13 protein-coding genes are annotated in these 13,189 nt (G+C 42.5%); 6 read left to right on the top strand and 7 right to left on the bottom strand.

Translation table 11 applies throughout. The features are described 5' to 3' along the window. Positions 1 to 98 precede the first annotated feature (98 nt). The 5 genes from ABEB05_RS14620 to ABEB05_RS14600 all read right to left on the bottom strand — a co-directional run bounded on the left by ABEB05_RS14620 (position 99) and on the right by ABEB05_RS14600 (position 4,744). The gene (locus ABEB05_RS14620) at positions 99 to 878 is read right to left on the bottom strand and encodes an enoyl-CoA hydratase/isomerase family protein (RefSeq protein WP_265791122.1); all 780 of its coding nucleotides are present in this window, start codon (positions 876 to 878) and stop codon (positions 99 to 101) included. A gap of 7 nt (positions 879 to 885) precedes the next feature. After that, positions 886 to 1,764 carry a hypothetical protein gene (locus tag ABEB05_RS14615; protein WP_265791124.1) on the bottom strand — a complete coding sequence of 293 codons (879 nt, stop codon included), beginning with the start codon at positions 1,762 to 1,764 and terminating at the stop codon, positions 886 to 888. An 8-nt stretch (positions 1,765 to 1,772) separates the two neighbouring features. Next, entirely contained in the window at positions 1,773 to 2,237 is a 465-nt protein-coding gene (locus ABEB05_RS14610) for a hypothetical protein (protein ID WP_265791125.1), read from the bottom strand. Positions 2,238 to 2,496: 259 nt separating this feature from the next. Next, the gene (locus ABEB05_RS14605; protein ID WP_265791127.1) at positions 2,497 to 3,288 is read right to left on the bottom strand and encodes a PspA/IM30 family protein; all 792 of its coding nucleotides are present in this window, start codon (positions 3,286 to 3,288) and stop codon (positions 2,497 to 2,499) included. A gap of 118 nt (positions 3,289 to 3,406) precedes the next feature. After that, the gene (locus ABEB05_RS14600; protein ID WP_265791128.1) at positions 3,407 to 4,744 is read right to left on the bottom strand and encodes a thymidine phosphorylase; all 1,338 of its coding nucleotides are present in this window, start codon (positions 4,742 to 4,744) and stop codon (positions 3,407 to 3,409) included. 74 nt (positions 4,745 to 4,818) lie between these two features. Here ABEB05_RS14600 and ABEB05_RS14595 point away from each other — a divergent pair, with 74 nt between their 5' ends. Continuing rightward, the gene (locus tag ABEB05_RS14595) at positions 4,819 to 5,946 is read left to right on the top strand and encodes a 4-phosphoerythronate dehydrogenase (protein WP_265791130.1); all 1,128 of its coding nucleotides are present in this window, start codon (positions 4,819 to 4,821) and stop codon (positions 5,944 to 5,946) included. Between the two features lie 2 nt (positions 5,947 to 5,948). Here ABEB05_RS14595 and ABEB05_RS14590 read toward each other — a convergent pair whose 3' ends face one another. After that, on the bottom strand, positions 5,949 to 6,710 hold the full coding sequence (locus ABEB05_RS14590; protein ID WP_265791132.1) for a TatD family hydrolase: 762 nt from the start codon (positions 6,708 to 6,710) through the stop codon (positions 5,949 to 5,951). A 14-nt stretch (positions 6,711 to 6,724) separates the two neighbouring features. Continuing rightward, the gene (locus tag ABEB05_RS14585; protein ID WP_265791134.1) at positions 6,725 to 7,567 is read right to left on the bottom strand and encodes a hypothetical protein; all 843 of its coding nucleotides are present in this window, start codon (positions 7,565 to 7,567) and stop codon (positions 6,725 to 6,727) included. A gap of 514 nt (positions 7,568 to 8,081) precedes the next feature. Between ABEB05_RS14585 and recA the strand changes: the two genes are divergently transcribed. The 5 genes from recA to purH all read left to right on the top strand — a co-directional run bounded on the left by recA (position 8,082) and on the right by purH (position 13,164). Then, positions 8,082 to 9,128, top strand: coding sequence for a recombinase RecA (gene recA / locus ABEB05_RS14580; protein ID WP_265791136.1), 1,047 nt, complete (start codon positions 8,082 to 8,084; stop codon positions 9,126 to 9,128). 2 nt (positions 9,129 to 9,130) lie between these two features. Next, entirely contained in the window at positions 9,131 to 9,817 is a 687-nt protein-coding gene (locus tag ABEB05_RS14575) for a regulatory protein RecX (protein ID WP_265791137.1), read from the top strand. Further along, a complete protein-coding gene (locus ABEB05_RS14570; protein WP_265791139.1) occupies positions 9,810 to 10,889 on the top strand; it encodes an AI-2E family transporter in 1,080 nt (359 codons plus the stop codon). The genes ABEB05_RS14575 and ABEB05_RS14570 overlap by 8 nt, the downstream gene beginning before the upstream one ends. Before the next feature lie 93 nt (positions 10,890 to 10,982). Further along, on the top strand, positions 10,983 to 11,576 hold the full coding sequence (gene purN / locus ABEB05_RS14565) for a phosphoribosylglycinamide formyltransferase (protein WP_265791140.1): 594 nt from the start codon (positions 10,983 to 10,985) through the stop codon (positions 11,574 to 11,576). A 7-nt stretch (positions 11,577 to 11,583) separates the two neighbouring features. Then, complete coding sequence (purH, locus tag ABEB05_RS14560; RefSeq protein WP_265791141.1) at positions 11,584 to 13,164, top strand: bifunctional phosphoribosylaminoimidazolecarboxamide formyltransferase/IMP cyclohydrolase; 1,581 nt, start codon at positions 11,584 to 11,586, stop codon at positions 13,162 to 13,164. Positions 13,165 to 13,189: the final 25 nt, after the last annotated feature.

Here is a 13,189-nt window from a genome sequence, read left to right as displayed (position 1 = left end):
ATTTACTTAAGGTATGTTTAGAATCTGGTAATTCATCTAAAGATACGACCAGAACTACATTTTAAAAAAGCTTGTTATGCCTCAATTCAAAAATTCAGCTATTTACCTTTAAAATCGGGTTTACGCTTCTCCAGAAAAGCAGCGGTTCCCTCCATAAAATCTTCTGTTTCACAGAGCTCACCAAATAATGCGGCTTCTGTACGATAACTTTCGTTTTTATCGGAGGTAAAAACAGCCTCAATTGCTTTTTGGACGGCCAACGGTCCTTTGGAAAGTATTTGCTGAATAAGCTTCCGTGCTTCTTCTACGGGATTTTCTTCCGCTACTGAATTGACCAGCCCTATTTGCCGTGCTTGTTCTGTATCAATTTGTTTGCCAGTTAAAATCATTTCAAGCGCTTTGGCGCGCCCAACAATCCGGGATAGTCTTTGGGTACCTCCATAACCGGGAATAAGTCCCAATCCAACTTCCGGCAAGCCAAATACAGCATTACTCCCTGCTACTCGTAAATGGCAGGCCATCGCCAGTTCGGCTCCACCGCCCAAGGCATAACCGTTCACTGCAGCCACTACCGGCTTTCGGCTATTCTCAATTTTCTGAAATATCTGCTGCCCTTTGCGGGAAGCCTCTTCTCCAGTATTCTTATTGAGGTCACGGAGCTCTTTAATATCCGCACCTGCTACAAAGGCTTTGTCTCCCGCACCGGTCACTATAACCGCCGATACCCGGTCATCCTTTTTAAGGCTATCAAAAACTTCTTTTATCTCATCCAGAACTTTACTGTTCAGGGCATTTAACTTTTGGGGGCGGTTAATCGTAACCGTAGCGATACCATGCTTATCCGTTTCCCGGATAATGGTTTCGTAAGAATCACTCATATTCAATTTACTCTTTTACTCGTTTAGAAGAACTGACATTCGATTCCTGCTGTTCCTTTTCCATTTCGCGGAATTCAGCGTCCAAATCGATACCTCCAATATCTGAATGGAAGGGTAAAATTTCACGATCCATATCATCAATGAGCTGTGACGTTTCTTCCACCTCATCCAACAGGTTATCCAGTTGGAGACCAATTTCTTCCGGATCGCTCATGGTCATCGACTGTTCATAAATATATTGGATAGCATCTTCAATAGTTTCAATATGAGTTTCACAGATAAGATAATTCTCCTTCGCTACCTCAAACTTTTTAAGCCGCTTTCTGAGGATGGCGACCCTCCGTGCCGTTGTCTCCTTTAAGCGATCAGAATCCATATCCTCCATCTTCCGTTCTTCCTTCTCCACTTCTGCTTTCAGCCGCTCTTCCACCGACGTATTCATATACAACTGATAGCGTTTGTGCAGATCCAGCAGATTAAGATAGTTTGAGCTAAGATCTTCTATCTTATCCCGTATATTTTCAAGTAACCCCTGTGAACTATATGGCAGTTTATCAAAATTCTCCTTAATGAGTTTTGTGAGATGCTTCAAACTCAAAAACCGTTTTTGGCTCTTCCGATCCAGCTCGTGAAAAATCGTCTTGTCATCTGTAGCATCTTTTTCGTGTAGTTTTCGAAACTTTACGTTTTTTCGAAAACGGGGCAGGCGGGGGACAATCCCCAGATACATTAACTCAACTCCAAAAGCAATGGTTAGTGTAAGACTGGCAACAGACCCCATACCACTCATGGCAAAAGCCGAGATAGCAGCCACCAGAAGCATCCCCAAATTAATCGGATGGAGAAAAGCTTCGCGTGTAAAATTAATTGTTTCTTCTTCACTCATAATGGTATCTAATCTTCCTCACTGCTATCGGTCGTTGTACTCTTATCAGACTTTGAGGATAATTCAGAACTGGGTCCGATGGTTTTTTCCACTTCTATAGAACCGGCTTGGTCCTCAATTTCCTTGTAAAGCATTCCCATCTCCATTTTCAACTGCTTTAATGTTTCCTTGGCCTTTGCTCGGTCTAATTGTTCATCCAACTCTTGAGTTTCCATTGACTTTCCTTCAACCCCTAAGTCCTGCATAGCCATATCCAGCCGTGCTTCAGCAGATGCTATTTTATGCTTTACAGAGAACAAGAAATCGTCAAAAGCTTCCAACATTTGGCTTTTGTCCATATCGCGAAGAGCTTCTGCAATTTTGACCGTCTTTTGTTGACGAGACATACGTTCCTTGGTCTCCCGCATCTTGCGGTAGTGCGCTTTATACTCCTCCTTTAAACGTTCCCGTTCTTCGCGGCTATCAGAGCTCATGTTTTAGCAGTTAGCAGTTAGCAGTTAGCAGTTAGCAGTTAGCAGTTAGCAGTTAGCAGTTAGCAGTTAGCAGTTAGCAGTTAGCAGTTAGCAGTTAGCAGTTAGCAGTTAGCAGTTAGCACAGGCTGCCGGTTTCTTATCCTTCTGTCAAGAGTTAATTTTGCTCATTCGTTTATCAGTAAATTAGTTATTCGAGGCTGTTTGATCTCAAGCTAAAACTTTTAACGTTCAGCTTTCCCTTAATAATTAAAAACTTTCATTAAGATTGTGATCGTTCTTTTTTCCCAATTGTTTTGCCGGATTCTTTTTCAGATGATTCCTCATCAATTTCTATCTGCTTATCAGCAGCAGATCCTACACTTTTTTCCTTTTCCTCTTCCGAAACTTCCGTTTTACCCATCTCCGACTTAAACTGTTTTACCAGTTCATGGGCCCGAAGCTTTTCAGCATTGGCTTCAATCTCCATAGCATCCGTATCAATACTGTCGAGTGCCAACTCCATACGAGCTTCATTTTTAGCTGTTTGCTCATTCACCCGATTCAACATTTCATCATGGGTCTGATCTAATCCACCGGTCTCAAACTGTTCCAGGGCATCTGCAACTTTTCCCTGCCATTCAGCCCGCTCATTAGCCCGTAAAGCTTCTTTGGCTTCCTGTATCTTACGATCTTTTTCCTTCACAAAGGCTTTTTTGACCTTCAACGCCTTTTCATAGGCTTGCTCAGCGAACTTGAGTTGTTCTTTAGAAGAGGAGAGATTTTCCTTTGCCTGTTCCAGCTGCAACGCATATCCTTCTGCTATATCATCACGATCGGCATTAATGGCCGACTTTATTTTAGCCGTCAAATCATTGATACGCTTTTCATATTTCTTAACCTCTTTCTGCAACATTATCATATTTGCCTTGACAGTGGCAATATTCTCATTCATTTGGGGGATCTGATCATTTAAATCCCGAATGTTTTGCTCCAATATAAGCTTGGGATCTTCCATAGAGCTTACAAACCCACCAAATATCGACTTGATTGCACGAATGAATCGTTTAAACATAATATTGTACTTTTATTAAATTTTGCCCTTGCCCTAAGTGAGTATTTTGCTTTTCAACAAATTATTCACATACAAAGTAAAGTTAGATTATTTTATCGATATTGCAATTTTTATCGTATTAATCTTTAATCGGATGCACCCCCTTTCGATCAACGCGATGCGTAATCATGGTTAATGGGCTCGGCTTTTGCTGTTTAATCTCGAATGCATCCTCTAAAGTTTCCACTGCAATTTCTATGCTTTCTTTGTTGTTCGTAAAACCGGTAGCTAATGTTTCACCTTTTTTCAGATGTCCACCAACTTTCTTTTGCAGCACCACGCCCGCAGCGGGATCGATTTCATCATCTTTTGTTTTACGTCCAGCCCCCAATTCCAGGGAAGCAATCCCAACCTTGTAGGCATCCAGCCTCCTAACATAACCGCTCTCTTGTGCTTCAATAGTAAAATGATATTTTGCTTTGTTATATTTTTCAAAGTCTTTCAACACCTCCGTATCTCCTCCCTGCTCCCTGGTAAGCTCTAACCATTTTTCAAACGCCTGTCCATTAGCAACCGCTTCCTTACTCATTGCTATACCCTCTTTAACCGTTTCTGCCTCACCTCCCAGCCAAATCATAGTACCGGACAGCATATGCGTGATTTCCATAACATCCTCCGGACCTTCTCCCTGCAAGGCCTCCATCGACTCCTCCACTTCCAGCCAATTGCCAATTTTGTATCCAAGTGGTTGGGTCATATTAGTCAGATAAGCTACCGTTTTTTTTCCAAAATCTTCTCCGATAGCAACCAAGGATTGAGCCAGCTTGCGGGCGTCCTCCTGCTTCTTCATAAAAGCCCCGGCCCCAAACTTTACATCCAGTACCAGCGCATCAATTCCCTCGGCCAGCTTTTTACTCATAATGCTACCAGCAATCAGAGGGATGGATTCCACAGTAGCAGTCACATCACGCAGCGCATATAGGCGCTTATCGGCCGGTGCTACTTCTTCCGTCTGGCCTGCCATAACCATCCCACACTTTTGCAGTATTTTTTTATATCGCTCGAGTGTCATATCTACCTTAAAGCCGGGGATGGATTCCAACTTATCTAGGGTGCCTCCAGTATGTCCGAGTCCCCTCCCCGATATCATAGGGACCGGCACCCCGTAACTGGCCACAATGGGTGCCAGAATAAGCGAGAGTTTATCGCCCACACCACCGGTAGAATGCTTATCGACCTTAATGCCATCCACATGACTTAAATCGAGTACAGTACCAGAATACAGCATCGCTTCCGTAAGAGAAGCCGCTTCATGCTCATCGAGCCCATTTAAAAAAGCAGCCATAAGAAAGGCGCTCATCTGATAGTCCGGAAGGCGATCAGCGGTATATTCTTTGATAAGATAGGCTATTTCTTCATTCGTCAATGATTGCCTATCGCGCTTTTTCTTAATAAGAGATACCGTATTAAAACTCATATATTCCAATATCTTATCTTTATCTTGAAGTATTGTAATAACGTGTTTTTGCCAAAAAATTAACAACTTTATTCATGATATCCGTTTTCGCTGATCAGTACTTGTATCAGATCGATCATTTCCTCCCCGATCAAGTTGAACTCTATTTATTTGACCCGGCCAATGGACTTCCCAGCGAGTTGTCTAAGGCCCATGCACTCCTTATACGCACTGTAAACTCCATCAATGAAAAGAGTCTGGCAGATATTCCGGATAATCTTTCGTTCATCGGGACCGGATCCTCAGGTACCGATCATGTAGACCAGGAGTATCTCCGTGAAAATGATATTGTTTTTGCCGATGCGGCCGGATGTAACGCCCGGTCAGTTGCCGAATATGTAGCCGCCAGCCTGCTTATCTGGTCGGATAATACCGGTCACTCTTTGCATGAGTTTTCTGTCGGCATTATTGGAATGGGACATGTAGGTAGACAGGTTAATACCCTACTACAAAAGCTGGGAATAACTACTTTTGGGTATGATCCCCCGCGGGCGGAACGAGAGGCTGACTTTAACTCGGTGGAACTGGATATGATTTTAAAAGCTGATATTCTCAGCTTTCATACTCCACTAAATCATGGTGGCAATTACCCAACCTTTCACTGGTTGAATAGTGATAAACTCAAAGGCCGGGCATTCGATCTTATTATAAACACGGCCCGTGGCGGCGTTGTGGATGAAAAGGCGCTCATAGAAGCCCATAAGAAAGGGACAATCCATCATTATATTCTGGATGTGTGGGAAAACGAACCACAACTAAAGCTGGAAACCGCCCGACAGAGCTATATTAAAACTCCCCATATTGCCGGATATTCCGTTCAGGCGAAACGAAATGCCTCCAAATTTATAGCGGATGAGCTGATACGCCATTTCGATCTTCCATCTGCAAAAAACACGGATGTCCCTTCTCCACGAACCATTACTGATACCATCGAATCATTTTCAGGTATCGAACAATTAATTACGTATTTGCATCCAATACGGCAATATGAAGAGAAACTCCATCGCATCTTACAGAACAATCAGGATAACCGAGGGGAACTGTTTAATAAATTACGGGCAGAGTTCCCGTTGCGGCAGGAATTTAACAATATCAGGCTTCCTGAAGCTTATTTTAACCACTATCCGTTACTCAAGAAGCTGGGTTTCCAATCATTGGACTAATACTATGAAAGGTCGAAAAACTGCTTCGCGGTACGATCCGTCTGTAGGAGAACTTCATTCAGGGAACATTCCTTTACTTCAGCTAATCGCTCTGCAGTAAAACGGACAAAGGCCGGTTCATTTCGTTTCCCTCTTTTGGGAGAAGGAGCCAAATAAGGCGCATCTGTTTCCAACATCATTTTTTCAAGGGGAAGCTGTGCTACGGTTTTATCTACGCCCGCATTTTTAAAGGTAAAAATGCCCCCTATCCCCAAGTGCAATCCCAAATCAAGCGTACGCCTGCCTTCCTCGACTGACCCATTAAAGCAATGCCATACTCCTCTCAAACTACCGTCCTGCTCATCTTGTATAATATCCAGCAGATCAGTTGTACTGTCTCTGTTATGTAATACAATGGGCTTATCCAACTCTTTAGCTACTTTACAGTGGATACGAAGGCTGCGTTGCTGTTCCGTTTTATAATCATCACTCCAGTAGTAATCCAGCCCGGTTTCTCCAACTGCAACAATATCCTCACTACTGCAGTATTCCAGTAATTCATCCTCGCTCGTCTTTTTTCCTTTGTTAATTTGGGTAGGATGAATACCGGCCATTTTATAAAAAGCTATGTGAGGATGTTCCAGCTCATCCATTCGGGAAAGGGAACCAAAATGGATGGCCGGCATGAGAATATGTGTCACGCCTGCGGCATACGCCCGCTCCAGCACTTCATCAATATCATCATCAAATTGTTCGAGAAAGAGATGGCAGTGGGTATCAATCACAATATCCTGTACTTTTACAGCGAATGAAATTCTATAAGCCGTTTCATGGGCTTGCTGATATAACGACCCGATTTCATCCCGTGCTTTTCCAGAATTCCATTGATCATATCTTTATGTCCGTGTGCTACCGATCCAATGAAACACACTTCATAGTCAGAAGCATTGGTATATTTCATCACAATTCTGGTGATAAAATTCTCAAACCCTTCATAGAGCATCTCTTTAATATGGGGGTGGTCTTCATGCTCTCCCAGGAATGAAGCGTAAGAAGCAATAAACCGGCTTTTCTGAGAACCATCATAAAGTTCCTTTGTAATATGATCCAGATCCATATTATAATTTTCCTCCAGATCTTTGCGCAAGTTATCGGGAAGCTCAAACCGGTAATACTGGTTGATGAGCTTTTTGCCAAAATATCCGGCACTTCCTTCATCCCCAAGAATAAAAGCAAGCGAGGGAATATGTTCTATAATCTTCTCCCCATCATAGAGACAGGAATTAGAGCCCGTACCCAGAATACAAGCAATCCCCGGCTCATTAAAAAAACATGCCCGGGCTGCTCCCAACAGATCGTGATATATATGCAGCGTTGCATCGGGGAAGTTATAAGTAAGAGCAGCATCAACCCTCTCTTTCTTTTCCTCACTGTCACAACCGGCCCCATAAAAATGAACATCCGTGATCTCTATGCCATCATCCAGCTTGGCACGAAGTTCATTCTCGACAACATCTTTGATACTTTGTGTGGTATGATAGTAAGGATTTAACCCCTCCGTTTTATAAATCTTATTACCGTCTGCCGACTTTACACACCATTCTGTTTTTGTTGCGCCACTGTCGGCAATTAAAATACTCATAAACACCTTTTCATTTATAATTTCGATGCCAAATCTAAGCAATTCTTATCACATTCTGCAAAATTGCGCCTAATATAATTATCCGCCTGACAAGGTGTGATATTTATCACAAATATCAACGAAAAATAACTATAGTTAAGCACACAATCATAAGTAAAAGGGGAACTCCCTCATCACTTACATACATAGTGAGGCAGGAATTTGTCAAAATTAAATACAAATTAAAAGAGAAGCTGGAAAATATTGATATCCAAATGATTAAAATGCTCATTTTTTAAACATTTTTAAAAAAGATTGTAAGGATTTACCTGCTAAAACGATCTTACTTACTCATTCCTGCTATTTTTGTGGAGTTAACTTTGAATACAGCGAACTAATCAACTATTCCAATATAGCAGAACCGGTCTATATATTAATTCACAGTATTTTTTACAGATAGGGATGACGCTATGTTGTCACTTTTATTTGATATATTAACCGATGAAAAACAAAAGATAACTATAGAAACGTACTTATGTCTGACAATAACGATCGCGAAAAGGCACTGGAAATGGCCATCGGCCAAATCGAAAAACAACATGGGAAAGGCACTATTATGCGCCTGGGAGACGAAGCGGCACAGGATGTTCCCAGCATCTCTACGGGGTCCCTGCTACTTGACCAAGCTCTCGGAGTGGGAGGAGTTCCGCGAGGACGTATTACTGAAATTTATGGTCCGGAAGGAAGTGGAAAGACGACGCTTGCAATGCATATTGTAGCCGAAGCTCAAAAGGCGGGCGGGTATGCAGCCTTTGTAGATGCCGAGCATGCTTTTGATCCCCGGTATGCAAAAAACCTGGGCATCAATACCGATGAATTGCTTGTCTCGCAGCCCGATAGCGGTGAACAGGCCCTTGAAATAACCGAAACACTTATTCGCTCCGCTGCTTTGGATGCCATTGTTGTGGATTCTGTTGCTGCACTGGTACCACGAGCTGAGCTGGAAGGAGAGATGGGCGACTCGCATATGGGATTGCAGGCCCGCCTGATGTCTCAGGCGATGCGTAAAATTACGGGTATCATCAATAAAACACGAACATCCGTAATTTTTATCAATCAGATCCGGGAAAAAATTGGAGTCATGTTCGGAAATCCTGAAACCACCTCCGGGGGACGAGCGCTTAAGTTTTACTCTTCTGTTCGTATGGATATCCGCCGTATCGGTTCCCTCAAAAAAGGAGATGAGGTAGTTGGCAACCGTACTAAGGTAAAAGTGGTCAAAAACAAGGTAGCTCCACCTTTTAAAGTGGTAGAATTCAACATTATGTATGGCGAAGGGATTTCCCGCATGTCTGAAATTCTCGATCTGGCGGTCGAATACGATATCATCGAAAAACGAGGCAGCTGGTATCGTTATGATGGCGAGCCTATTGGCCAGGGAACAGATAATGCGATTGAATTTCTCGAATCAGATCCTGAGTTAACGGAACGGATTGAGGAAATGGTGCGTAACGAAATGAATCCCCAGCCTACAGAAGAAAATGAAGAAGAACAAGAAGCCAAGGAAGAAGAGCAGGATTAACCATGGCCACAGATTCCTATGAGGATGCCGGTTCCGCACTCCCTGCTACCATCACCGGCATAACCATCCAGAAAAAGAATAAAGAGCGCTATTCTATTTTCGCGGACGGAAATTTCCTCTTGGGCGTCCATGAGCAAACGCTTCTGGCATTTAATCTAAAGGAGGGGGTTGAAATAACTCCCTCTCTTTTCAAAAAATTACAGCGCGAAGAAGGGCGTTTTGCTATAAAATCCTACCTGATGGGATTACTAAGCCGGCGGGATCACTCCCGGCAGGAATTAATGAATAAAGCTCTGCAAAAAGACTATGCCCCTGAAACTATTACGGGGGTACTGGATGAACTTCAGGAAAAAGGATATATCGACGATACGGAATTCGCTCTTAAATATGCATCCGAAAAAAGCCGGAAAAATAATTGGGGACCCGCCAAAGTTAAAGCTCATCTTTATAAAAAGGGAATCAAACGGCAAAATATTGAAAAAAGCGTCAGAAAAGCTTTTGAAGGTGCAGATTTCGAAGAAACTTTCATACATTTAATTTCAAAACGTAAAAGACGTTTTTTAAAAGAAGAACATCCACTAAAGCGAAAAAAGAAAGTTATCGACCATCTGGCAAGGAAAGGATATTCTCCTTCCAGTATCTATAACTGTATCGATAAGCTTATGAAGCTTTTAGAAAAAGATGAATAATTTAACTCTGGAACGGCTTATAAAATCAATTTTAGGACTGGGAGCCGTTGGCATTCTCTTTTATCTGCTTTACTATTTTGGCACCCTGGTAGGCTATGCTGTCATTGCAATAATCATAAGTTATATCTTAGACCCAATCGTTAACCGCATACAGGCGGCGGGCATAAACCGAACGTTTGGCATTTGCCTGACACTTAGCGCTCTTATTCTGCTCATTATCTGGATATCTACCAATATTTTGCCGGTCATCGTAAGCCAGATGGTAGAATTGGCAGGACAATTGAATATCCAAAACATTCAGAGTATAGCACGACAAATCGAACAACGCCTAACGGAAAGCTTTTCTTTTCTACCTGATCGGTTCCTCAGTGATAATATAACTACCATGTTACAGGAGCTTTTTAACATTGGTCAACTTCCTACTGCCCTAAGTAATATCATTGGTGTCTTTACCAATATTTTTTATGCTGCTCTGGTCATTCCATTTGCCACTTTCTTTTTCTTAAAAGACGGAGCACGTATTCGACGGGATATTCTGCGACTGGTTCCTAATAAATATTTTGAAACCACTCTGAGCCTTGTTGACAAAATCGAAACCCGTTTGGGCATCTATTTCCGAAGTGTAATGCTACAAAGTTTCATCGTTGCCCTAGCCTCCTGGATTGTACTTTCCGTTGTGGGACTTAACAACGCACTTTCAGTCGGAATAGCGATAGGATTGGCCAATACGATTCCTTACTTCGGTCCGGCCATCGGTTATATACTTTCCATCATCGTTTCTATTATTGAAATTGGAAACTTTTCGCTGGTTCTCCCCTGTATCATTGCCATACTTTTAGTTCAAATGCTGGATAATCTGGTTCTTCAACCACTTATTTTTTCCCGGTCGGCCGATATTCATCCCGTTGCCATTTTGTTTATTATTATGATCGGTGCACAAACCGCCGGTATCATCGGTATGCTAATTGCTATTCCCATAGCTACTGTTATAAAAATTACGATCAATCAGATACGATGGAGTCTTAATAACTATTATGTTTTTCGCTCACCGGACTCAATGTCTACAGAATAACAAACCTACTTGCGGAAATAAGGCTTCGTTTTTAAACTTTTTTACTTATCTTCACCCACTTAAATTGATAGCAACTTATAGTATCGTTTTCCATTGATTAACATTGTCGTTTTTGCCTCCGGATCGGGAACAAACTTTCAGTCGATTATTGATGCTGTAGAAGAAGGAAAGATCAATGGACGTATACGTGGACTGATTACCAATAAAACCGATATTCAGTCTATTGAACGGGCTCGAAAGCATAACATTCCCCATGTCACAATTTATCCCGGCGCTTTTGATAATCAATCAGAATATGTCGATACGCTTCTTACCCGGCTTGCCAATTGGGAAACCGATCTTATCGTACTCGCCGGTTACATGTTAAAGATTCCTTCTGCAGTTATAGAAAATTATGAAGGAAAGATCATCAATATCCACCCTTCTCTGTTACCCAAATACGGAGGGAAGGGCTTTTATGGAATTAACGTGCACCAGGCTGTTCTTGAAAACGAGGAACAGGAGTCGGGCTGTACCGTTCACATCGTCACCGAAGAATATGACGAAGGACCTGTTCTGGCCCAGCGAAAAGTTCCCGTTTACGATACGGACGATGCCGAAGAGTTAGCCAAACGTGTATTAAAACAGGAACATCAGCTCCTTCCGGAAGTTATTGCTAAACTTGCTAATAAACATTCCAAAACATAATTAAACTGTGTCTTTACAACCTCTTTCTGAACTACCTGAACATAACCTTTCAATTAACAGAGCCCTGCTCTCAGTCTCCGACAAAACAGATATTATTCCGCTGGCCCGGGTCTTGCATCAACATGATGTTGAAATTATATCCACAGGGGGTACCGCTCAAAAGATAAGAGAAGCCGAACTGCCGGTTACAGATGTGAGTGAAGTTACTGGTTTTGAGGAATGTCTGGATGGACGGGTTAAAACGCTGCATCCTATTATTCACGGTGGACTTTTGGGAAGAACCAGCCATCAATCTGACCTCGATGAAATGAAACAACTAAATATTGATCCCATTGAGCTAGTTGTGGTGAATCTGTACCCTTTCAAAGAGACGATTGATAATTCCGATTGTACTCCTGCAATAGCTACGGAAAACATTGATATCGGCGGTCCTACTATGATTCGGGCAGCAGCCAAGAATTTTGCCCACGTTTGCGTTCTTACTGCTCCCAAACAGTATGATGATTTCATAGCTTCACTTGAACAGGAAAACGGTATCCCATTTACTAAGCGTCGGCAATGGGCGCGCCAGGCGTTTAATCATACCGCTCACTACGACACCCATATTGCCAACTATTTCAATACGCTCGATACTAAATCGGAGGAACAGCCGGAACAGCTGAATATATCACTCCCTAAATCCCAGGAATTGCGCTATGGCGAAAACCCCCATCAGAAAGCGGCCGTATATGGCTACCAAGAAGAATTCATCGATTGTTTTCACGGCAAGCAACTCAGCTATAATAATTTCCTTGATGTGGATGCCGCCCTGCGACTTATTGCTGATTTTAAGGATTCTGATCCAACCTGTGCTATTTTTAAACATACCGTTCCCTGTGGGGTAGCCTCTGACGAGAATCTTACCAAGGCATGGGAAAAAGCCTTCCAAACAGATACTAAATCCCCTTTTGGAGGCATTGTAGCTGTCAACCAGGAGCTCGATCTTGATACCGCTAAAAAAATAGACGAAATATTTACTGAAATTATTATTGCTCCTTCCTATACTGAGGACGCTCTTTCTCTGCTCAGGCAGAAGAAAAAAAGACGCCTTATTCGCCAAAAGAAGTATTTGAGTGATAGCTCAGAACAACAGTTCCGTTCGATCTTCGGAGGAGCACTCAGTCAGGACCTTGATTTCTCTATTCTTGATGAAAACGACCTTAAAGTGGTGACAAAGCGCCAGCCGAGCCAAAAAGAACTTCGCGATATGCTTTTTGCCTGGCAGGTGGTTAAACATGTAAAATCCAATGCCATTGTTTACGCTAAAGATCAGCAAACTATTGGCATCGGCACAGGGCAAACAAGCCGTGTAGAAGCTTCGCAAATTGCTATTGCCAAAGCCAAAGAAGAAGGACTCTCAATAGAAGGTACCGCCATTGCATCTGATGCCTTCTTCCCCTTTCCCGATGGAGTAGAAGCCGCGGCTAAAGCAGGCGCCACTGCAGTAATTCAACCAGGCGGAAGTATTCGCGATGACCAAGTCATAGAAACCGCTGACGCCCTTGATCTTACCATGGTCTTCACCGATAAAAGACTTTTTAGGCATTAAACATTTTCATTTTAACTTTTATTCT

Origin of the sequence: Fodinibius salicampi, from assembly GCF_039545095.1 — a bacterium.
Classification (GTDB): domain Bacteria; phylum Bacteroidota; class Rhodothermia; order Balneolales; family Balneolaceae; genus Fodinibius; species Fodinibius salicampi.
The sequence above is the reverse complement of the archived record's forward strand: the minus strand, read 5'-3'. Positions and strand labels throughout refer to the sequence as shown.

What these genes read in the sequence shown, in the direction of transcription:
- ABEB05_RS14585 (WP_265791134.1), bottom strand. Translation starts at nt 7,567, where the DNA reads ATGAGTATTTTAATTGCCGACAGTGGCGCAACAAAAACAGAATGGTGT.
- ABEB05_RS14570 (WP_265791139.1), top strand. Translation starts at nt 9,810, where the DNA reads ATGAATAATTTAACTCTGGAACGGCTTATAAAATCAATTTTAGGACTG.
- ABEB05_RS14600 (WP_265791128.1), bottom strand. Translation starts at nt 4,744, where the DNA reads ATGAGTTTTAATACGGTATCTCTTATTAAGAAAAAGCGCGATAGGCAA.
- ABEB05_RS14615 (WP_265791124.1), bottom strand. Translation starts at nt 1,764, where the DNA reads ATGAGTGAAGAAGAAACAATTAATTTTACACGCGAAGCTTTTCTCCAT.
- ABEB05_RS14610 (WP_265791125.1), bottom strand. Translation starts at nt 2,237, where the DNA reads ATGAGCTCTGATAGCCGCGAAGAACGGGAACGTTTAAAGGAGGAGTAT.
- recA (WP_265791136.1), top strand. Translation starts at nt 8,082, where the DNA reads ATGTCTGACAATAACGATCGCGAAAAGGCACTGGAAATGGCCATCGGC.
- ABEB05_RS14605 (WP_265791127.1), bottom strand. Translation starts at nt 3,288, where the DNA reads ATGTTTAAACGATTCATTCGTGCAATCAAGTCGATATTTGGTGGGTTT.
- ABEB05_RS14620 (WP_265791122.1), bottom strand. Translation starts at nt 878, where the DNA reads ATGAGTGATTCTTACGAAACCATTATCCGGGAAACGGATAAGCATGGT.
- ABEB05_RS14595 (WP_265791130.1), top strand. Translation starts at nt 4,819, where the DNA reads ATGATATCCGTTTTCGCTGATCAGTACTTGTATCAGATCGATCATTTC.
- ABEB05_RS14575 (WP_265791137.1), top strand. Translation starts at nt 9,131, where the DNA reads ATGGCCACAGATTCCTATGAGGATGCCGGTTCCGCACTCCCTGCTACC.